Source organism: Veillonella orientalis (assembly GCF_018406505.1).
In the GTDB taxonomy this organism is placed as follows: domain Bacteria; phylum Bacillota; class Negativicutes; order Veillonellales; family Veillonellaceae; genus Veillonella; species Veillonella nakazawae.
In genome coordinates this window covers 842,499-865,217 of record NZ_AP022322.1, presented here as the reverse complement: position 1 = coordinate 865,217, position 22,719 = coordinate 842,499, and the positions used below count along the sequence as shown (strand labels likewise).

18 protein-coding genes, 1 other RNA gene and 1 other annotated feature are annotated in these 22,719 nt (G+C 36.7%); all 19 genes read left to right on the top strand.

The features are described 5' to 3' along the window. Nucleotides 1-12 precede the first annotated feature (12 nt). Complete coding sequence (locus VEIS1202513_RS03900; RefSeq protein WP_178884862.1) at nt 13-1,164, top strand: PIN/TRAM domain-containing protein; 1,152 nt, start codon at nt 13-15, stop codon at nt 1,162-1,164. Next, nucleotides 1,148-2,323 carry a 2-C-methyl-D-erythritol 4-phosphate cytidylyltransferase gene (ispD, locus tag VEIS1202513_RS03895; protein ID WP_213467891.1) on the top strand — a complete coding sequence of 392 codons (1,176 nt, stop codon included), beginning with the start codon at nt 1,148-1,150 and terminating at the stop codon, nt 2,321-2,323. The genes VEIS1202513_RS03900 and ispD overlap by 17 nt, the downstream gene beginning before the upstream one ends. A 2-nt stretch (nt 2,324-2,325) precedes the next feature. Then, entirely contained in the window at nt 2,326-3,870 is a 1,545-nt protein-coding gene (gene gltX / locus VEIS1202513_RS03890) for a glutamate--tRNA ligase (protein ID WP_213467890.1), read from the top strand. Between the two features lie 171 nt (nt 3,871-4,041). Continuing rightward, complete coding sequence (locus tag VEIS1202513_RS03885; protein ID WP_213467889.1) at nt 4,042-6,012, top strand: hypothetical protein; 1,971 nt, start codon at nt 4,042-4,044, stop codon at nt 6,010-6,012. 540 nt (nt 6,013-6,552) lie between these two features. Beyond that, a complete protein-coding gene (locus tag VEIS1202513_RS03880) occupies nt 6,553-7,506 on the top strand; it encodes a bile acid:sodium symporter family protein (protein ID WP_244856310.1) in 954 nt (317 codons plus the stop codon). 158 nt (nt 7,507-7,664) lie between these two features. Beyond that, nucleotides 7,665-7,870, top strand: a binding site (T-box leader). 49 nt (nt 7,871-7,919) lie between these two features. After that, nucleotides 7,920-9,368: a cysteine--tRNA ligase gene (cysS, locus tag VEIS1202513_RS03875; RefSeq protein ID WP_060924285.1), complete on the top strand. Its 1,449-nt coding sequence runs from the start codon at nt 7,920-7,922 to the stop codon at nt 9,366-9,368. Next, nucleotides 9,358-9,834 carry a Mini-ribonuclease 3 gene (locus tag VEIS1202513_RS03870; protein WP_213467887.1) on the top strand — a complete coding sequence of 159 codons (477 nt, stop codon included), beginning with the start codon at nt 9,358-9,360 and terminating at the stop codon, nt 9,832-9,834. The genes cysS and VEIS1202513_RS03870 overlap by 11 nt, the downstream gene beginning before the upstream one ends. Nucleotide 9,835: 1 nt before the next feature. Continuing rightward, complete coding sequence (gene rlmB / locus VEIS1202513_RS03865; RefSeq protein WP_213467886.1) at nt 9,836-10,567, top strand: 23S rRNA (guanosine(2251)-2'-O)-methyltransferase RlmB; 732 nt, start codon at nt 9,836-9,838, stop codon at nt 10,565-10,567. A 2-nt stretch (nt 10,568-10,569) separates the two neighbouring features. Continuing rightward, entirely contained in the window at nt 10,570-11,103 is a 534-nt protein-coding gene (locus tag VEIS1202513_RS03860) for an NYN domain-containing protein (protein ID WP_004697429.1), read from the top strand. A 72-nt stretch (nt 11,104-11,175) separates the two neighbouring features. Next, nucleotides 11,176-11,850, top strand: a complete 675-nt coding sequence (gene sigH, locus VEIS1202513_RS03855; protein WP_004696966.1) for an RNA polymerase sporulation sigma factor SigH — start codon at nt 11,176-11,178, stop codon at nt 11,848-11,850. A 5-nt stretch (nt 11,851-11,855) separates the two neighbouring features. Further along, complete coding sequence (gene secG, locus VEIS1202513_RS03850) at nt 11,856-12,092, top strand: preprotein translocase subunit SecG (RefSeq protein WP_004695991.1); 237 nt, start codon at nt 11,856-11,858, stop codon at nt 12,090-12,092. Between the two features lie 55 nt (nt 12,093-12,147). Then, a complete protein-coding gene (gene rnr / locus VEIS1202513_RS03845) occupies nt 12,148-14,532 on the top strand; it encodes a ribonuclease R (RefSeq protein WP_213467885.1) in 2,385 nt (794 codons plus the stop codon). Between the two features lie 8 nt (nt 14,533-14,540). Then, complete coding sequence (gene smpB / locus VEIS1202513_RS03840) at nt 14,541-15,011, top strand: SsrA-binding protein SmpB (RefSeq protein WP_004697155.1); 471 nt, start codon at nt 14,541-14,543, stop codon at nt 15,009-15,011. A gap of 151 nt (nt 15,012-15,162) precedes the next feature. Then, complete coding sequence (locus VEIS1202513_RS03835; protein ID WP_105085681.1) at nt 15,163-15,663, top strand: hypothetical protein; 501 nt, start codon at nt 15,163-15,165, stop codon at nt 15,661-15,663. Next, nucleotides 15,663-16,394 carry a 6-carboxyhexanoate--CoA ligase gene (locus tag VEIS1202513_RS03830; RefSeq protein WP_213467884.1) on the top strand — a complete coding sequence of 244 codons (732 nt, stop codon included), beginning with the start codon at nt 15,663-15,665 and terminating at the stop codon, nt 16,392-16,394. Before VEIS1202513_RS03835 ends, VEIS1202513_RS03830 begins: the two co-directional genes overlap by 1 nt. 1 nt (nt 16,395) lies before the next feature. Beyond that, nucleotides 16,396-17,553, top strand: a complete 1,158-nt coding sequence (bioF, locus tag VEIS1202513_RS03825) for an 8-amino-7-oxononanoate synthase (RefSeq protein WP_213467883.1) — start codon at nt 16,396-16,398, stop codon at nt 17,551-17,553. 79 nt (nt 17,554-17,632) lie between these two features. Beyond that, nucleotides 17,633-17,974: a transfer-messenger RNA gene (gene ssrA, locus VEIS1202513_RS03820) on the top strand. Nucleotides 17,975-18,348: 374 nt separating this feature from the next. Further along, nucleotides 18,349-19,476, top strand: coding sequence for an efflux RND transporter periplasmic adaptor subunit (locus VEIS1202513_RS03815; protein ID WP_129823070.1), 1,128 nt, complete (start codon nt 18,349-18,351; stop codon nt 19,474-19,476). 14 nt (nt 19,477-19,490) lie between these two features. After that, entirely contained in the window at nt 19,491-22,673 is a 3,183-nt protein-coding gene (locus tag VEIS1202513_RS03810) for an efflux RND transporter permease subunit (protein WP_213467882.1), read from the top strand. Nucleotides 22,674-22,719: the final 46 nt, after the last annotated feature.

Genomic DNA, 22,719 nt, shown 5'->3' with positions numbered 1-22,719 from the left:
GGAGGTGATTTGATGATTTATCGGATATTGCGCTATGTAATAGCCATTCTTGTGGGCACAGCGGCCTATGTTGGAATGGATAGCTTAGCACCTATTATCGACCCATATTTGGTCTCTCAATTCGAGTCCTTTGGGGATATGTCATTGACCATTGCACGTATTTCAGTATTAATTCTTGGTACTTTAATTGGCGTTATTATTGGTTATTTAATTTCTTCATTCATTTTAAAACAAGGTTTAGTGATTGCTAAACGATTAGAACGTATTCTCACTCATATTCCAAATCAAGAATTGATTGCAGGCACCATCGGTTTATTATTCGGTCTTATTATTGCAAATTTAATTGGTGTTGCATTCAATCAAGTACCTATTATAGGACCTTACATTCCTATTATTTTAAGTGCTATCTTTGGATATAGTGGCCTTAAAATCATGGCTCGTAAGGGCCCTGAAATGTACAATAATTATGTACAACAATGGGGCGGAGATGGAAGTAAAAAAACTAGTCGTTTTAAAATGTTCTCCACTCATAAATCTGATAAAGCCTCTAGTACGCCAAAATTATTAGATACATCTGTTATTATTGATGGACGTATTAAAGAGCTATGTAACACAGGCTTTATTGAAGGACCTCTCATGGTTCCACTCTTTGTGTTGAATGAGTTACAAATTATTTCTGATTCTGCAGATTCTACAAAGCGCAATCGTGGTCGTCGTGGTCTCGATATTTTGAAAGAGATGCAAGATGCCAACAAGGTAGCTATTGAAGTGGTGGAAGATGATTACGATGATCTTACAGAAGTTGATTCTAAATTGATGCGCCTCGCTTTAGATAAGCAATGGAAGTTGATGACTAATGATTTCAACTTAAATAAGGTAGCTCGTGTACAAGGTATTGAAGTACTCAATCTTAATGAGCTCGCTAATGTACTTAAACCAGCGCTTATTGCAGGTGAATGGATTCGCGTGCAAATTATGAAAGAAGGTAAGGAGGTACATCAAGGTGTTGCGTATCTAGACGATGGTACAATGATTGTTGTGGAAGATGGTAAACCTTATGTAGGTCAAACCGTAGAGGTTATGGTTACATCTATCTTACAAACCAGTGCTGGTCGCATGATCTTTGCTCGTGTAGATGGAGGACAAAATGGACAAGGTAATTAGTTGTATTGTTCTCGCTGCTGGTGCTGGGCGCCGCATGGGATATAAAGAAAACAAGATATTTATACCTTTAGGACGATTTTCTATTATTCAGCGTACACTACAAAATGTAGCAAAGGTTGAAGGTTTGAATGAGATTATTCTTGTTGTAGCCGATGGTGAACAAGAGTATATGATAAAACATATTCAAGAGTTGGATTTAACTGTTCCCGTACACATCGTACTGGGTGGAAAAGAACGGCAAGATTCTGTAGCCTGTGGTCTCAAGGCTGTATCAGAAGATACCAATATAGTTCTTGTTCATGATGGGGCGCGACCTTTGGCTTCTACTAAGATGTTTAGTGATGTAGCTGAGGCGGCTAATCTCTATGGTGCAGCTACTGTAGGTGTTCCGGCTACAGATACCATTAAACGGGTTGATACAGATCATAATGTTTTGGAAACATTACAGCGTAGTGAGTTATATCAAATTCAAACGCCACAAGGCTTTCAAAAAGACTTGTTTGTAGAGGCTCATCAAGCGGCTTATGAAACAAAGTATCTTGGCACAGATGATGTATCTTTAGTAGAGTACGTAGGAAAACCTGTACATATAGTTGAAGGAGACTATTGTAATATAAAGGTAACAACACCGAATGATATTGCAGTAGCTAAACGATATTTAGGAATTGAGGATACACGTATGCGCGTTGGATTTGGTTATGATATTCATCAATTAAAAGCAGGTCGACCTTGTATTCTTGGTGGTGTTCGTATTGAATCTGAACTCGGTCCTGATGGTCATTCCGATGCGGATGTTCTCATTCATGCATTGATGGATGCCATGCTAGGTGCTGCAGGTTTACGAGATATTGGATATTATTTCCCGCCTGAAGATGACCAGTATAAAGGGATTTCTAGTATGCTTTTACTAGAAAAGGTTAATTCCTTATTGAAAGAACGTGGGTTACAAGCCTATAATATAGATGTTATGGTTATTTCAGAGACACCTAAGTTAAAGCCACACATCGATACGATGAAGGCAAATTTACAATCTGTTTTAGAAATACCGTTAGAACGTATTAGTATTAAAGCGACAACAAATGAAATGCTTGGTGCCATTGGGCGCCGCGAAGGCATTGCTGCACAAGCTGTCGTTTCTGTATATGAAGGAGAGGTATAATCATGAGTTCCATGAAAGTTCGTTTTGCTCCAAGCCCTACGGGTCCATTCCACATTGGTGGCGCTCGTTCTGCTTTGTTTAACTGGCTATTAGCACGTAAAGAAAAAGGCACATTTGTATTGCGTATTGAAGATACAGATTTGGCTCGTTCTACCCGCGAAAGTGAAGAAAATATCAAAGCTTCCTTGCAATGGCTTGGCATGAACTGGGATGAAGGCATTGATGTAGGTGGCGATAATGGTCCTTACCGTCAAACAGAACGTCTTGACTTATATAAAGAAGTAACACAACGTTTGTTGGACGAAGGCAAAGCGTATGAATGCTATTGCACACCTGAAGAATTAGATGCTGTTCGCCAAGAACAAATGGATCGTGGTGAAACACCTAAATATAATGGCCATTGCCAACACTTAGATGAAGAAACAAAGGCTAAATATATTGCAGAAGGTCGTAAACCAACTATTCGCTTGCGCGTTCCTTTGAATAAAACATATGCTTTCGATGATATGGTACGTGGTCATGTATCCTTTGAATCCAATGGTGTAGGTGACTTTGTAATCGTAAAATCTGATGGTATTCCTGTATACAACTTTGCCGTAGTAATGGATGACCATATGATGGGTATTACTCACGTTATTCGTGCAGAAGAACATTTATCTAATACTCCACGTCAAATGGCTATTTATGAAGCACTAGGCTGGGAAATACCTAAGTTTGGTCACATTTCCTTGATTCTTGGCAAAGATTACAAAAAAATGTCCAAACGCCATGGTGCTACATCTGTTGAACAATACAAACAATTGGGCTATTTGCCAGAAGCACTTGTAAACTTCTTGGCGCTTCTTGGTTGGGCTCCAGAAGGGGAAGAAGAGTTCTTTACACAAGATGAATTGATTCAAGCCTTCTCCATGGATCGCGTTGCTAAGAACCCAGCTGTATTTGATATCGATAAATTAAACCACATCAATTTCCATTATATGAAAAACTTGAGCGATGAAGAGTTATTCCATCTATGCTTACCACATTTGAAAGAGGTTGGCTTAGCTCCAGATAGCTTGAATCAAGCAGATTTTGATCGGTTAACATTATTTTGTACTACATTCCGTGATCATATTAGTTATGGGGCTCAAATTAAAGAGTATGTAGATATATTTGATTATAATAAAATCCGTTTTGATTATAATCTATTGAATTCTACATTGGATTATGAATTGGATGAAATATTAAAAATGGATTCTACATCAATAGTTTTAGACTCTTTTTCTGACGAATTATATAAATTGAGTACAATAACTCCAGAATCTGTTAAAGGCGCTATAAAGTCTGTAGTTAAATCAACAGGTTTTAAAGGAAAACTAGTGTTTATGCCTATTCGAATTGTACTTACTGGTACTATGCATGGCCCAGATTTGAATAATATTATTACGTTATTAGGAAAAGAGGAATGTCTATATAGGATATCTTGTTATAAACAGTGGCAAGAATCAACTCAATTATCTCAAAATACTAAGGACGTATTATATTTATCAATAAATAAAAATAATTAGTTATATATTTAAATATATATTTTGTTGCTATGTAATTATCTAATCTAATATATTTAACTTTATAAGATTAGATAATTAAATTCATATCATTTTTTTAGTTTAAAATATGATGTGTATAGTAATATAATATCTTTGATATATTTGGTTATGTGTTGCATGGGGGATGCATAAATGTATCATTTGGGGGATAAAATTGCTTTAATTATATTTTTGATTTTTCTAATTATAATTATTGTGAATATAAAAGGGCGAGATATTAATTTAAAATTAGATTCTAAAAATGAACCTAATAATAAAGAAAAAGATAAAAATAGATATACATCACAAAAGTTAGAAAACAATCTACAGTATTACAGGGAAAATACTAAGATAGACAAAAAGAATTTAGAAAATAAATCACAGAATTATAAGGAAAGCACTAGGATACACAAAGAGTACAAAGAATCCATAAAAAAGAATAAAGAACTCATAAAGAAAAATAAAATGCTTTATAATACTATTCGAACTTTATGTTTAAATGATAATGATTTTATGGAATTAGATGCAATAGCAAGAATCGTTCAAAATAAGGAGGATCTTCAAACCATAAAGTGTGTTAATGACAGAAAAAGCGTTATTATCACTGATGTTGATGAGTGTTATAAACAACTGAAAATTGAAAATAAAGAACTAAAAAAGCTAGAACAGAAGTTAAGAACAGTTCGTAAATATGATGAATTACTTAAATACTTTGAATGTAATAGTAATTTTAATTCAAAAGAAAAACGATTAAGTTTTTATAATCAGAATGTAGATATTACTCTTAAAGATGGTAAAAAATTAGATTCTTATGATAAAATTAAAATTTGTGTTAGACAAGCCATTCTTCATAATTTAAGTAATGCAAAGAAGATTAGGATTCTTACTGATAAAAATAATTTTAAAGATAGTATAGGTGATAATTATATAGATGATCAATTTCCATTTCAAAACATAAAATCATCTTCTTATACTATAGACAAATATGATGATAGAGATGACTATGTACCTAATTGGTCTGATGATGAAGATTTAGATGATAATATGATACATTTTGATGCAGAATCTGAAGTTGGTGTTATGTATGATGATCGTTATGAGAATTATAATTCAGATTGCTCAAATAGAAACTATGAATACTATAAATCAGATGTCATAAATTTAAATTTACCAGACTTTATGAATTTTAGATATCCTAGATTAAATATTTTAGTTTATAATAATTCTCGCACCTATCAAGTTCCAAAGATTTTGGCATTTTTATCATTTCAATGGGTATTAAATAACTTAGACTTTATTAATGTTACTGAAGATAAGAGTTTTATCAATTATTTAAAAGGTCTTTCTGATTCCTGTGTAATTAATAAGGGATATGATTCAGGTTACTATCAAGGTATAGGAGAAAAAAAAGCCACATATTTTTGTCCGATAGGAATATCTTTTTGCAATAATATCGAATATTATGATTTTGAGAAAACTATTACTAAGAGTTTGGAAGAGGTATGTAATTTACTTGTAGAGCTAAATGATTTTCAATTAAGTGAAGAGGCTAGATGGGATGCTTTAAACAAAAAAAAGGCGCTTCTTTTTAATCGTATGTATGAAAATTTAAATTTAACAACAGAGACTCATAAAAAAACATCATCTGTAGGTTATAAATGCTCTAATATACTATATCAGAATGCTAAAGATTTCTTTTATCAACTTTATAGGAATAGTAGCATATTTACTGATATTAAATCATTAAATATAAAGGAATTTTATGAGTACAATGATATGTGTATGATTATATTTAATAATACATATATTAGTGATATGTTGGCGGCTGTTATTCTTTATAAAAAGGATTTGTCTATTAATTTTTGTTATTTAAGAAAATTAGATTTAGATGCTGCAGATGAATTTATGTATATTAATATTTGTAATCAGATTAATAGATCTGAAGGTTGGATTACATATGAAGTTTTTGATAAAGATGATTTACTTTATTTGATGGTTTTTGGGAATCCTATATATTATAATTTTAATGAGAAACTAGAAAAAAATTTGCCAGTTGAGATAGCAAATGAATTTAAAAAGTTCTATACTGAAAGAACTTCATATATAAGCGATTATATTTATTAAAGAGTACTTTTGTTGAATTTTCTTTTTTACCACGTTTAATAGTTTTCTATTGTAGCTGGTATTCTTGATAAGGGGATTAGTGGTTATGATAAAATAATTATTGATGACAGCTTACATTATGTATAAGTATTTAGTTTCGCTTTACTAGGTGGTATATTGATGGCTTAACTAATCTTTGTCGAGTTAAAAATAATTAACGCTATTTTTGTATGTATAATTTGATTTTTATAGTTGTCACTAGTAGATTTTTTGTAGTTATTATTTTTAATTTTATTATGTAAATTGGTTTCGGTTTATTTGATTTAATATATTTCTAGTTGGTACTAAGTTATATATAGTTCTAAGTACTTTCTTTAATACATTGGCTTAATTTACTTCTACACGAAAAATTTAAAAATAATTATCAAGGCTGTCATGAAAGAATCGGCTTTGAAAGGCTCTCACACCGATGGTGTGAGGGCTTTTATTGTATATAATGTACAGATTTGCTATAATTATCGGCGTCTTTTATTTTTATTTATTATGAAAGTGAGTGCTTTTATGAGTATTATTCGTTCTCTTAACCACTTATTCAATAGCTATCTTTCATGGATCGTGCTATTGATGGCAGTGTTAGCGTATTTATTACCGACTGTATTTTCTTGGATGACGCCGTACATTGCGTACATGCTTCAATTTGTTATGTTTGCCATGGGGTTAACATTAACAGCGCAAGTTTTCCTTGATGTATTTAAGCAACCAATGAAGGTTATTCTTGTATCTGTTATCCAATTCTTATGGATGCCATTGGCAGGTTTCTTAGTTGCTCTTATCTTTAATTTCCCTCCGGAAATTGGTATCGGCTTTATTTTGTTAGGTGCATGTCCTGGCGGTACAGCGTCTAATGTTATGACATTCCTTGCGAATGGTAATGTTCCTTTATCTGTATCTGCAACAACTGTTTCTACATTGTTGGCTCCGATTTTGACACCTTTATTCGTTGTACTCTATGCAGGTGCTACATCTTCCATTGAAATTCAATTTATGCCGATGTTTATTTCTATCGTAAAAATTGTATTGGTACCAATCATCTTGGGTATCGTATTGAATTACTTCATCGGTTCCAAAATCGAACCAGTTAAAGATGTATGCCCAACAATTGCGGCTATTGCAGTATTACTTATTTTGGCAGCTGTAACTGCAGTAAACCAAAAACAAATTGCTGAAACTGGTTTCATCATCTTCGTAGCTTGCTTGGTACAAAATGTGAGTGGTTACGTAGTAACTTACTTCATTTGTAAGGCTCTTAGCATCGATATTTCATCTCGTCGTGCCATGCAAATTGAAGTGGCAATGCAAAACTCTGCATTATCCGTATCTTTAGCACTTAAACACTTTACACCTCAAGCAGCAGTAGCGGGTGCAGTGTTCTCTATCATCCATAACTTTACAGGATCTATCTTTGCAGGTATTTGCCGTAAACATGATGATCAAGAAAAATTAGAAAATGCTTAATAGGTAATACTTCGTCCTCATCTTTCAAATTATATAGTCGAAATACGCATGTATCATAGGCTAGCAGGATATGTTGAAAGGTGAGGATTTTCTTGTTCTCATTGACATTCTATAGGATAATTGATACAATATTTATATATCTAAATATAGATTTAATAGTAAAAGCTGAGACTGAAAGAAGTACTCTACAACTAACTTTTTAGCGAGAACCGATGGTGGGAGGGTTCAAGGATAGGTAGACGAAATGCATTCACGAGCTGACACTCCGATTATAGGTAGGTTTGTCCGGTGACGCGCCGTTATGCGATGAGTGGGTACTACATTGGTACCTAACAGAGTGGAACCGCGGACCATCGTCTCTGTATGAGATGAGGGGTCTTTTTTATTTTATGAACATGGAGGCATCGGTAACGATGAGAGAAATTACAGTTTATAATACTATGACGCGCCAAAAAGAGGTGTTTAATCCTGTAACACCAGGTGAGGCAAAGATGTACGTATGTGGTGTTACACCATATAACCATCCTCATATTGGCAATGCACGTCCATTCGTAACATGGGACGTAATTCGTCGCTACATGAAACATGTAGGCTATAAAGTAACATATGTACAAAACTTTACTGATGTAGACGATAAGATCATCAATACATCTAATGGTGAAGGTGTATCTTGGGATACTATTGCAAACCGTTATATTGATAGCTATTTTGAAGTAATGGATGCACTTGGTGTACAACGTGCTGATATTTATCCTCGTGTTTCTACACATATCGAAGACATTATCGCTATGATTTCTACATTGATCGAAAAAGGCTATGCTTATGAACTCGATGGCGATGTATATTATAGCGTTGATAAATTTGAACATTATGGTGAGTTATCTGGCCGTACATTAGATGATATGGAAGCAGGTGCTCGTATCGAAGTTGATGGCCGTAAGAAAAACCCTATGGATTTTGCATTATGGAAAGCAGCAAAACCAGGCGAACCATATTGGGAAAGCCCTTGGGGTAATGGCCGTCCAGGTTGGCATATTGAATGTTCTGCCATGAGCCAAAAGTACTTAGGTACAGAATTTGACTTCCATGGTGGTGGTAGTGATTTGATCTTCCCACATCATGAAAATGAAATTGCTCAATCTGAAGGCTGCTCTGGTCAACATCCATCTGTACGCTATTGGTTACATAATGGTTTCATCACTATTAATTCTGAAAAAATGTCTAAATCATTGAATAACTTCTTCTTGGTAAAAGATATTTTAGAACAATATAGTCCAGATGCATTGCGCTACTTCTTGTTGAGCACACATTATCGCAGTCCTTTAGATTTCTCTGATGAACGTTTAGAAGAAGCAAATAAATCCTTAGAACGTTTAAGCACTGCTATTGAAAATCTATTGTACCTTGAAAAATGTGAACCAGGTCCTTGTGATGAGGCTCAACATTTATTAGAAAAAGCTAAAGAGTACGAAGAAGAATTCGAAGCAGCAATGAGTGATGATTTCAATACTGCTTTAGCTACATCTAGCATGTTTGGTCTTGCTAAAGAAATCAATATCTATTACCAAGCTGTGACAGGCCGTGAAGGCGTTGTTTGCCAAGAAGCAATTGCTGAAGTTAAACGTATTTTCAAGTTCATGACAGAGGTTATTGGTATTCTTGAAAAAGCATGGGAAGGCAACACAGGTGCCAATGCTGCTGAATATGAAGAATTAATGCAGGTTATCTTGTCTGTACGTCAAGCGTGTCGTGATCAAAAACAATGGGCACTAGCTGATTGTATCCGCGATCGTTTGGCTGAAATCGGTATTACTATTGAGGATTCTCCTCAAGGTGCACGGTGGAAAAAACGTGAAGTTTAAACAATTTCAATTCTTAAAGAATGAAGCGATAAAAAAGTTGACGGCTCTTGAACAAGAGCCGCTTCGTTTGCGTAAACGAACTATAGAGGAATGCCTTAGTACAGATGCAGTTATGCTTGCCTATATTGGTGATGCAGTATACTCCATGTATGTGCGTGAACGAGTGGTACAAATGAATATAACGAAGGTGCAAGTGTTGCATACAATTGTTACTGAGTTTATTTGCGCTAAGTCACAAGCGAAGGTATTGCTAGAAATAGAGAATACTTTTACAGAACAAGAACAAGCTATTGCACGACGTGCTAGAAATAGTAATGTAAATGTACCGAAAAGCAGTTCAGTTCAAGAATATCGTAGTAGTACCGCCTTTGAAGCAGTACTGGGATTTCTTTATGAAACGCGTCAAGATGAGCGATTACAAGATGTTATGAAGCAAGCCTTTTCAATAACTCTACGAGGTATGTAGTATGGATAATTATATTGTAGGTCGCAATGCAGTTAAAGAGGCCCTTAAAAGCGGCCGCTCTATTCAACGCATTTTGGTCAGTGAAGATAAGGTTAAAACTGGTCTAGCTGATATTGTTGGTCTTGCTAAATCTCAAGGTATTGAAGTGCGTCCAACGCCTATCAAACAAATGAATAAATATGATTTAGAGGTACCACATCAAGGTGTTATAGCTCTTGTTTCTGCCGTTCAATTTAAAGAACTAGGTGAAGTGCTACAAGAGACGAATCATGAAGTACCTTTGCTTATTTTAACAGATGGCGTTGAGGATCCTCATAACATGGGGGCTATCATCCGTACTGCTGAATGTGTAGGTGCTACAGCGGTACTTATTCCGAAGCGACATAATGCCCCTATTAATGCGACAGTGGCTAAAACATCAGCCGGTGCTATTGAACAAATTCCACTAGTGCAGGTTGGAAATGTAGCTCAAACCATTAAACAACTTCAAAAACAAGGATTTTGGGTTATGGGTGCTCATATGGAAGGGGATCGCACTTTATATGAGGCGGATATGACAATCCCTACTGTTATCGTCATTGGTAACGAAGGAAAGGGCATTAGCCGCGTTGTGAAAGACGCATGTGATTTCCTTGTTACCATTCCTATGTATGGAAATTTAAATTCTTTGAATGCATCTGTGGCGGCTGCAGTTCTTATGTATGAAGCTGTGCGTCAGCGCCAAGCGAAATAATTATGCTAAAAGATATCTTAATTGTAGACGGATATAATGTGATATTCGCCTGGACGCATCTAAAGAAACTCGCTCATGAATCATTAGAACATGCCCGTATGGAGCTTCGAGATAGATTGTTGAATTACGGAAAATTCAAGGGTTATGAAGTTATCCTTGTATTTGATGGTAAATATACAAAATCTGGCGGTTCTGTAGAGGCTATTACGAGTGGATTCCTCGAAGTGTATACTGAGGACGGGGAAACGGCGGATTCCTTTATTGAGCGAGAGGTGTTTTTGCGAAAAGGTAAATACACCAATGTATATGTTGTGACCTCTGATGGAGCTGAACAAAATCAAATTCTTGGATCTGGAGGCTTGCGCATTCCAGCTCGAGAATTACAAAATATGATTCGCATAGCTAAGGAAGAGGAACGACTACAATACGCTCATGAACATAGACGAGATCAATTTAGCTTGCGACGTAATGAAGTAGGAGGGTTATTATCTCCTGAAGTAGCTGAAAAGCTAGAGAAATTACGGCGTGGCCATTGATAGTTGAAAATCACATATAGTTCCAGTATAATGAATATATTGGTTTTTCTGCTCAATTGTAAGGAGGAGCATATGAACACAATTCATACACGCAAGCCCGATTACAATTTCAAAGAAATGACCGATGAGCAAGTTGTGGTCATAGCTCAAGAAGAGCAAAATGAGTTTGCAATCGATTATATTGTTAATAAATATAAAAACTTTGTTCGTGCAAAGGCGCGTTCTTACTTTTTGGTAGGCGCTGATCGTGAGGATATCATTCAAGAAGGGATGATTGGCCTATATAAGGCTACGCGAGATTTTAAACATGATAAATTGGCGTCCTTTAGAGCTTTTGCAGAGCTTTGTATAACTAGACAGATTATTACGGCTATTAAGTCGGCTACTAGACAAAAACATGCGCCTTTGAACTCTTATGTATCGTTAAATAAACCAGTATATACAGAGGAATCAGAGCGTACGTTGATCGAGATGCTATCCTCAGCAAAGGTTACTAATCCTGAGGATCTTATTATCAGCCAAGAGGAATTGGATGATATTGAGCGCAATATTGGTCATATTTTAAGTGAACTCGAGTGGGAGGTCTTGGAAGGATACCTAGATGGACGTTCTTACCAAGAAATGGCTGAGGTCACAGATCGCAGTGTCAAATCTATAGACAATGCGTTACAAAGGGTTAAACGTAAATTAGAGAAGTATTTAGAACATCGGGTTTTGGACTCTCCAAGAGCCACACAGGAAGGATGACAGTCGTGACAAATTTTTTAATGATTGTAGAAGTAATCGTATCTATTTTATTAATCGTAGTAGTTGTTGCACAGAATAGCAAAAACGCAGGCATGGGCGGTGCTGTATCTGGTGCGGCGGACTCTTCTTTTGGTGGTAAGCAACGCGGTTTAGACGCTTTCTTATCTAAATGTACGATTATATTGGGGATTATCTTTGCTGTGTTGAGCTTAGTGTTAGGGGCAATGATTAATCAATTCTAATGATGAAAGCCTGCTTTGCAGGCTTTTTCTTTTTATCAAATGAGGAGGTGAAAATTTGAAGAAGAAAGTATTAGACTTTTATAAATCTATACAACCACATGCATATCATATTGAAGATGCGGCCATGGATAACCACATCCGTGGTGGTAAAGATCTTGAGATGTTTATTCGTTCTGCAAAAATGCTTGCTCGAGAAGGGGTATTAATATCTTCACGACCTGATGTATATCAATATGCAGAGCAACAACATGAAGAATATGAAGGTATTTATAAGGGCTATCGTAAGTCTTTTGGCTTTGTCATTATGCCTGAAGATGAAGATATATATGTAGCAGAACAAAATAAAGGTACTGCCATGCATAATGACAAGGTTCGCGTTCGCGTCATACCTTCTAATTATACAAAGCATAAACGAGAAGGCATTATCGTTGATGTTATTGAACGAGCTAATGAAACTGTAGTGGGTACTTATGACCGACAACAACACTTTGGCTTTGTTATCCCTGATGATGAACGGATAGGGACTGATATCTTCGTAGATTTAAAAAATACATTAGATGCTCGTAGTGGTGCAAAGGTACTAGTCAAAATTATAAAATGGCCGGAAGGCGAGAAGAAGCCAGAAGGTATTATTACGGAAATTCTTGGCTATAAAGGCGATGTAGGCCTCGATATTAATTGCATCATGGCGAATCATAAGATTCCATTTAGTTTTCCAGACGATGTCATTAAAGCTAGCAAAAAATTTGATACCGTCATTCATGACGATCCTGCTCGTTGGGATCTTCGTGATATACAAATGGTTACCATTGATGGGGAAGATGCAAAGGATTTAGACGATGCTGTGAGTGGTCGTAAATTGCCAAATGGTAATTATGAATTAGGTGTACATATTGCAGATGTTAGTCATTATGTAACATCTGGGCAGCCTATTGATAATGAGGCTTATAAACGGGGAACATCTGTATATTTAGTTGACAGAGTAGTACCGATGCTACCTGAGGTTTTGTCTAATGGCATTTGTAGTTTAAATGCTCATGAAGATCGTTACGCTATGACGTGTATGATGGAAATTGATCATACTGGTAAGGTTGTAAATTATCGTATACGACCTTCTATTATTCACGTAGGTCGTCGTTGCAGCTATAAAGAGATCTATAAGGCCTTAGAGGAAAATATTATTCCTCATGACTTACATGACTTTATGCCGATGCTTCGTGAGTTAGCTGAAATCTCTAAAATTCTTAATACAATGCGTCGCCGTAGAGGTGCTTTAGACTTTGATTTCCCTGAGTATAAGGTATTACTTGATCATGATGGTACACCGTTGCGCATCGTAAAACGAGATCGTACCATGGCGGAACGACTTATTGAAGAATGTATGCTCATTGCCAATGAAACAGTGGCTACACATTTGGAGCATACACACCGTACATCGGTATATCGTATACATGAGAATCCTAGTGAGGAAAAACTAGATTTATTCCAAAAAGTTCTTAATTATTTAGGTCAAAACCTAGTTCTCAGTACTGATGGTGTAACACCACGAGATTTCCAAAAAATCTTAGATGTAGTAAAGGGTCAAGATATTGAGCAAGTGGCTCAAATTATGACCTTGCGTTCTATGCAACAGGCGAAATATAGCATCAACAATGTAGGGCATTTTGGCTTGGCATCTACATGCTATACGCATTTTACATCTCCAATTAGACGATATCCAGACTTAATGGTTCATCGCCTTTTAAAAGCTGATATGCATTGGAAAAATGGCTATTCTAAACGCGATGTGGACGAATCATTCTTAGCGGGAGCTGTTGAACATTCTTCTATGCAAGAACAAGTTGCTACAGAGGCTGAACGAGATACAGTAGATCTTAAAAAGACACAATATATGGTTCCATTTGTAGGGGAAGTCTTTGAAGGAACTATTTCTAGCATTACATCCTTTGGGATGTTTGTAGAATTAGAAAATGGTATCGATGGTCTCGTTCATATGAGCATGATGAATGATGATTACTATTTCTTTGATGAAGAACATTTTGTGCTTGTAGGTAAGAGAACAGGTAAAACCTATCACTTAGGTGAAAAGGTAACTGTTACATTAGCAAAAGCCGATGTAGAAAAGAAACAGATCGACTTTGTACTAGGTGAAGTTAATAATCTAATGGCTATACAAGAACAATTGCGAAGTGGTTCTGACTATGCAAGTAGTCGCGATGGTTTTGATGGTGGCAAAGGTCGTAAATCTTCGGGCAAAGGTCGTAAATCTTCGGGCAAATCTAGTAAAAAATCTTCCCGACGTGATAGCAGTAAATCTGGCCATTCTAGATATGATACTTTCAGTAAAAAATCTAACAAAGGTAAATCAAGTCGTAAGAAGTCTAATAAAACGACTAAGCGCAATCAATCTAAGAAATCTAAAAGTAAACGTAAACGATAGAGGTATATATGGCAAAACAATCTAGTCCATCTCTTATTGCTGATAATCGTAAGGCCCGTCATGATTTTAATATTCATGAAACCTATGAAGCTGGTATTGCGTTGACAGGTACTGAAATTAAATCCATACGTCAAGGCAAATTGAACCTAAAGGATAGCTTTTGTCGCATTGATAAAGGTGAACTCTTGTTGTATGGTGTTCATATCAGCCCATACGAACAAGGTAATCGTTTTAATCATGAACCTGAACGGACCCGTAAATTATTGATGCATAAATCTGAAATCAATAAATTGCATGCTCAAGTTAAAGAAAAGGGGTTCTCTTTAGTGCCGCTCAATTTCCATTTTAGCCATGGTTATGTAAAGGTAACTGTAGGCCTTGTAACTGGTAAAAAGTTATATGATAAGCGTCAAGATATGGCAGAGCGCGATGCTAAGCGAGATATTGCTAAGAGACTTAAAGAACAACAAAAATATTAAAATAAAAAGATCGAGTCATAATGGCTCGATTTTTTTGTGATATTTGTTAATTTATCTTGTGTTTTTAGTTGATAAATATGTATATTGAAATTATAATGTAAACAAAGAGTGGTGTTTGTGGTTGACATTTTCTAAGTAGAGGAGAAACATCATGAATCAGAATATTCGGTACATTACAGAGGTTGCTATTTTAACGGCCATGATTACTGTATTAGGTGCTATTAAAATACCTAATGTCATTCCAGGTATAGAGTTTCAACTGTCAGCTCCATTGGCGGTAGCCATATGTGCCGTATTCGGATTTAAGAAATATATTATTAGCGGATGTCTATCTAGTTTAATCGGTTTAGCACTAGGTACACAAACTATTTTGAATGTTATGATTGCTATGCAATTTAGACTTATCGTAGGGTTAATCCTTTGGATGTGCCACAATCATATGATAGGTATTATGATTTCTGGCCCGATTGCATCTGCATTAGCGCGATTGACCTTGTCTGTATATATCGGTAAGGCTGCATTACCTATGGTTGCATTAGCAGTGCCTGGCATGATTTTCACGGTTATTATGGCACCAGTATTTGTGAAAGTATTCCGTAAAATTCATAGCCAAGTACCTCAAAATGATCTTGTTAAAGGGAAGGTGTCATAATGGCTGAATTATATAGTGTACGCATGCGTGCAGCACAAGGTGGTCCCCATGAAAAAGGGGGCCACCATATTTCTGGGGCAGAACGTATTGTAAAATTAGACGAAGTTGGTAGTATAGCACAATCTTTAGCTGAACGCGCACTGCATCACAGTAAAGGAACAGCTGATTTTATCAATATTACTGTAGATTTAATCCCACCAGAGAAGATTAGATATATTGACTGTCTAAAGGTAGAGGAACATAAAACTAGTAGTATTTCTGAATCCCATCAATTAGCGACTGAACTATTAGATGGTCCTGTTATTAATAAGACGGCTGTTCACAAAGCTATTTCTATGTTAAAAAGTTTAGATAGATCCATGCGCGGCGCTATGTTAGTAGATGCTATTACTGGTGTGCGTTTAGATACAGGCAATCGTGGGGTGCGTGTGAGTCACATGGACTCCTTTGACTCTCATGCATTAGGCGATAATGAACATATGAGAGAGGCTTTAGTATTGGCCTCTAAGGTTCAATCCGCAGATGGTATTGTTGGTGAATTATGCTGGTCTGATGATCCAGATTATACAGTAGGCTATGTTGCTTGTAATGGCGTATACCATCGACTTCCTAATATGAAAGAATTAGGGTCTAATATAGGGGGACGCGTTTTCTTTATTCAATCTGATATAGATAGTGAAAGTGTAATTACGTATCTGGAGAGTGCTCCAGTACTTGTTCAACGGAGATAGAATGTACGAATATTTTAAAGGACAATTAGATGCTAAGGTACAGAATCATAATCTACGAACCTTAAAAGAATACTGCCCTATTGATGCAGTGCGAGTAAAACGAGATGATAAAGAATATTTGATGATGGCTTCAAATAATTATTTGGGCTTAACTTTTGATACTCGTGTCATAGAAGGGGCTCTGAAAGGGACTCAACAATATGGAACAGGATCTGGTGGATCGCGCCTTGTATCTGGTACGTTTCCATTATTTACAGAGCTCGAAAGGTCATTGGCTAAATTTAAGAATACTGAAAAAGCCCTTGTATTTAATACTGGTTATATGGCCAATGTAGGAACTATTTCTGCTATAGCTGATAAGAATACTATCATTTTTAGCGATGCTTTAAATCACGCTAGTATTATTGATGGTTGTAGATTGAGTAGAGGTTCTGTAAAGGCTTATAGTCATTGTGATGTAGATGAACTAAAGTATTTATTAAAGCAAGTAGATCGTAATGCACGAAAGCTAATTGTCACAGATGGTGTATTTAGTATGGATGGGGATATTGCACCACTTGATAAATTATATGAATTAACCCGTGACTACAATGCATTGCTCATGGTTGACGATGCCCATGCAACTGGAACTATTGGTAATGGTCATGGTACAGCGGCCTATTTTGGACTTGAAAAAGAAGTAGACATACAACTTGGTACATTGAGTAAATCTTTAGGCTCTGTTGGTGGCTATGTAGCTGCAAATAGCACTATCATAGATTATCTCGTTAATACGAGTCGTAGTTTTATATTCTCTACCGCATTATCTCCTGCTGATATAGGGGCCGCCTTAGCTGCACTACATGTTCTTGAATCAGATGTATCTGTTTTACGGCGATTACATGAAAATGTAAACTATATGGCAGACCAATTGATTTCCATAGGAATTGATGCTACCAATGAAACACCAATTTTTCCAATCCTTATTGGACGTAACGAGGATACATTAGCCGTTTCGAACTATTTGTATGAGGCTGGAATCATTGGAACTGCTATTCGTCCACCTACAGTACCTATTGGTGAAAGTAGAATACGATTGACCGTTACAGCTGCACATAATAAAGAACAAATAGATTATGTATGTCATATATTGCATAAAGCGATGCAGACAGTAAAGTAAATAAGAGTGTTGGACTAGTAAAGTTTTGGTTGAATTGACAGCACTAGTAAATAGGCTTATAATTATGAGACCGACGCACGGGGATGTAAAGGTTTCGACAGGGGTGCGTGTGGTATAGATAGCGAGTCGGCGTTCCATGAGGCCGTTAAACGGTGGGAAAACATTTAAACGCAGAAGAAAATTTTGCATTAGCTGCATAAGCTACGTCCCTCATACTTGTGCCTACCAAGTGTGAATGGACGTCAAATCGTAGGCTGGCTTAATTCAGTTGTTCATATGAATTAGGCGAGACAACATGAACTGGGGTTGTGTAGCTTGTCTGTGAGCGGTAGCAACCTGAGATCTCAATCATAGACTGTGCTCGGAGAAGTCTATATGGCAACACTTTTGGACAGGGGTTCGACTCCCCTCATCTCCACCAATATTTAAGCTAAAGCTAGAAGATACGTAAATACTGTACAAATGCAGTAGTTACCTAATCTTCTAGCTTTTTTTAGTGTTCCTATATGACTGCTTAAATACGTATTTGTTCGCTTGAAATTTCACCATGATTTCACCACGGAGCACAGATATTTAATTAGAAAATGTGTACACAAAGAATCTAAAATGTCAATAATTTTTATCGTTTTGATTGTGCACAATGAATATGAATTTAATCAGATTTTATCTATGTTTTATAAAGGTGGAAGGGTATCGAAAAAATTGACTTTGTCTATAGAATCCTGTAAAATATATAAAGAAATATATGTAATTATGACACATAGATGATTAGTTTCGTGTAAAGGAGTACAGATAATGAAGTTCCGTTATTCCCGTATGTTAGCGGCTCTCGTTGTATCCGCTGTAATGGTTGCTGGTTGTGGCAGTAATCAACAGCAAGCAGGCGATGTGAGTGTCAATGCATACAAAATTACTGCAAGTGATGCACAGGTAAACCAAACCTATGCTGGTACAGTAGTTGCAGAAAACTCTGTAGCTGTACATGCTCGTGTAAGTGGTTACGTAGTTGAAAAATATGTTAAAGGCGGGGAGCAAGTTGTAGCTGGTCAGCCATTATATCGTATCGATTCTCGTCAATACGAAGCTACTCTTGCCAATGCAGAAGCACAAGCTGCTCAAGCTAATGCAAACTATAAAAATGCTGAAGTAGACCTTAATCGTTATGAAACATTAGCTCAACAAGATGCTATTGCGCAACAACGTGTAGATACACAACGTAGCACTGCAGAACAAGCTAAGGCAGCTTATGAAGCATACGAAGCATCCGTAAAAATTGCTCAAGATAACTTAGGCGATACAATGGTATATGCACCGTATTCTGGTACATTACGTATGGATGATATCGATATGGGTACATTTGTACAAGCAGGTTCTACAACATTAGTAACCATTGATTCTATCGATCCTATCTTTGTTGAATTTAGTATGACAGAGCAAGAATATCTTGACTTCATGAAAAATCCAACTGGCGATGATTCCAATGGTCCAAATATTCAATTAAAACTTGCTGATGGCGAAACGTATAATCAACCTGGTTCTATTGTTCAAGCAGCAAAAAGTCTTGATCAATCAACAGGTAAGCTCGTGTTAAAAGCGTCCTTCCCAAATCCTGATCATTTGTTATTGCCAAATATGTTTGCCACAGTAATCTCACCTGGTCAAAAACTTAAAAATGCTATCCTTGTTCCTAGTCGCGCTATTCTTCAAATTATGGATAAAAACTTTATCTTTGTTGTAAATGCTGATGGTGTAGTAGAACAAAAAAGTGTTGAAGTTGGCGGTACAAGTGGTAGCGATACAATTATCAAAGCTGGTTTAGCACCTGGAGACACAATCATCGTTGATGGTTTGACTAAGGTTAAAAACGGTGCGAAAGTTAATGCTAAATTGCTTTCAAAAGAACAATTAAAAGCTACAAAATAGAAGGGGGCTAGATCGTGTCGAAATTCTTTATTAATCGACCTATCTTTGCCATCGTAATAGCCATCGTTATTACTTTGGTAGGTCTCATTTCTATGATGAGCCTTCCGATAGCTCGATATCCTCAAATTTCTCCACCTACAGTTCGTGTAAATACTGCCTATACTGGTGCAACGGCTCAAGTTGTAAATGATACCGTGGCTAGTGTTATTGAAACACAAATTGTAGGCGTACAAGATATGGACTATATGACATCTAGTAGCTCTAGTAACGGTAGCTACTCTTTGACTGTTCAGTTCAATCAAGGTACAGATGCCGATATGGATACGGTTAATACTCAAAACCGTGTTCAAGCAGCACTTGCACAGTTGCCTGCAGAGGTACAAGCAGTTGGTGTTACAACTACTAAATCCTCTGGTGATATGGCCTTGATTTTCTCTTTGAACTCCCCAAACGGTACATATGACTCCACATTCTTAAAAAACTATGGTACTAACTATATGATGGATGCCATCAAAGCTATTAAGGGTGTCGGTTCTGTACAAGAGTTCGGTTCTGATTATGCTATGCGCATTTGGTTAGATCCAGCGAAGATGCAAAATCTTGGTGTTACTATTTCTGAAGTAACCGCAGCTATTAAGGGACAAAACTTACAGGCTGCAGCAGGTACAGTTGGTCAAAATCCTACTAATGGGGAACAAGCATTTCAATACCCTATCAAAATTGAAGGTCGTCTTGTGACACCTGAACAATTTGGTAACATCGCTATTAAAAGCTCTAATGGTAAGGTATTGCATCTAAAAGATGTTGCTCGCATTCAAATTGGTGCTAAAGGATATGACTTTATTGCTAAGTCCGCGCATAAAGAGGTAGCAGGTTTTGCTATTTCCTTACAAAATGATGCGAATGCATTAGAAACTATTGCGAATGTTAAGAAGGTATTAGATGAACAATCTAAATCTTTCCCACCAGATATGCAATATAACGTAGTTGTAGATAATACTAAATTCGTAAGTGCTTCCATTAATGAGGTAGAGCATACATTTGTAGAAGCATTATTACTCGTTCTCATCGTAGTATATGTGTTCCTACAATCTTGGCGCTCTACAATTATCCCGATGATTGCTGTGCCAGTATCTTTACTTGGTACATTTGGGGCTTTCGTATTATTAGACTTCTCCATCAATACATTAACTCTATTTGCCATGGTATTGGCTATCGGCCTCGTTGTTGACGATGCTATCGTAGTAGTAGAAGCGGTAGAGTACGAATTACAATATAATGGCTTGTCTCCTAAAGACGCTGCTATTAAAGCGATGGAAAATGTACAAGGCCCTGTAATTGGTATCGCCTTTGTATTGGTAGCGGTATTCGTACCAGTTGCCTTCATGGGTGGTATGACAGGTATCCTTTATAAACAGTTTGCCTTAACAATCGCTGTATCTGTTGTTATTTCTGCGATTGTCGCCCTTGTTTTGACACCGGCATTATGTGCTACGATGTTGAAGCCTCACAAACCAAAAGAACGTGAAGACTGGGTACATCGTCAGTTAAATAAATTTAATGCAGCTTTAGAGCGTTTTAGTAATTGGTATGGTATCCAATTGGCTCGTTTAAGCCATCGTTTGAGCTTAACTGTTATTGCATTGTTAATCTTTGCTGGTGGTACAGGTTTAGTATTCCACTTCTTACCAACATCCTTTGTACCTGCAGAGGATAGCGGTTACTACATGATTGCTGTTAATGAGCCACCTGGTGCTACATCTGAACGTACCATGGCAACCCTTGAAAAAATTGCCTCTTTCTTAGAAGGAAAAAATGATCCTGAAAAGCCTAAAGATGAGCAATTATTCCAAGAGGTATTTACTGTAGCAGGCTTTGACCTCTTAGGTGGTGGTCAAAAATCTAGTGCAGGTGTAATCTTTGCTACTATGTCTGACTGGAAGTATCGTACAACACAAGCTACATCTATCAACGCCATGATTGGTCAAACATTTGGCTTTGCCGCACAAGGTGTACCAGAAGCAACAGTTGTTGCATTGAATCCACCATCTATTCCAGGTCTTGGTACTACTGGTGGCTTTAGCATGTACCTTATTAACAAAGCTGGTGACAGCCCTCAAGTTATGGCGGAACGTGCTAATGAATTTATTGCAGAAGCTCGTAAGAGTCCAGCAATTCAATCTATTTATACTACCTTTGATACATCTACACCATCCTTACAGTTTGATGTAAACCGTGAAAAGGCGGCTCAAGATGGGGTAGCATTAGCTGATATCTTTACTACATTACAAGGTTTCTATGGTAGTATTCAAGTTAATGACTTCACTACATATGGTAAAAACTATAAAGTAGTGGTTCAAGCTGAGGATGCATACCGTCAAAATGCTGATCAGCTTAATATGTTGGCTGTTCGTAATAGCAAGGGCCTCATGGTTCCAGTTTCCAACTATATTACGAAGGAACAAACTGGTACACCATCTAGTATTACTCGTTTTGATAATGCCATGGCTGTACAAATCGGTGGTTCCCAAGCCAATGGTTACTCCTCTGGTGATGCTATAAACGCATTGAAAGAGGCAGCAGCTAAAACATTACCAGCAGGTTATACATATGACTGGGCAGGCCAATCTCGTGAAGAATTGAAAGCTGGTTCTCAAACTATGTTAATCCTTGGTTTAGGTCTAGTATTCGTATTCTTGATCTTGGCTGCTTTATATGAATCCTGGAAGGTTCCATTTGCCGTATTGTTCTCTGTACCATCTGGTATGATTGGTGCTTCTCTAGTACCATTCTTGTTGAACTTCACAGGCAGATATTCTTTAGCAAATGATATTTACATGCAGATCGGTCTCTTAACCTTGGTTGGGTTGGCCGCAAAAAATGCGATCTTGATCATCGAGTATGCAAAGATTCGTGTTGACGAGCGTGGTATGAACGTTGTTGATGCCGCTATCGAAGCTGCAAAAATTCGTTTGCGTCCAATCTTGATGACATCCTTTGCGTTTATCCTTGGGGTATTACCACTAGCAGTATCTACTGGTGCTGGTTCTGGTGCTCGTACATCCATGGGTATTACAGTAGTAGCAGGGATGACCACAGCTACATTGTTTGGTATCTTTATCATTCCAATGTTGTTCATCATCATTGAAACACTTGGACCTGGTTTATTGACAAACCGCAAAAAAAATCACGACTAATCATCTACATTAAATAAATTTGTAGAATGACAAAAACACGTCACTA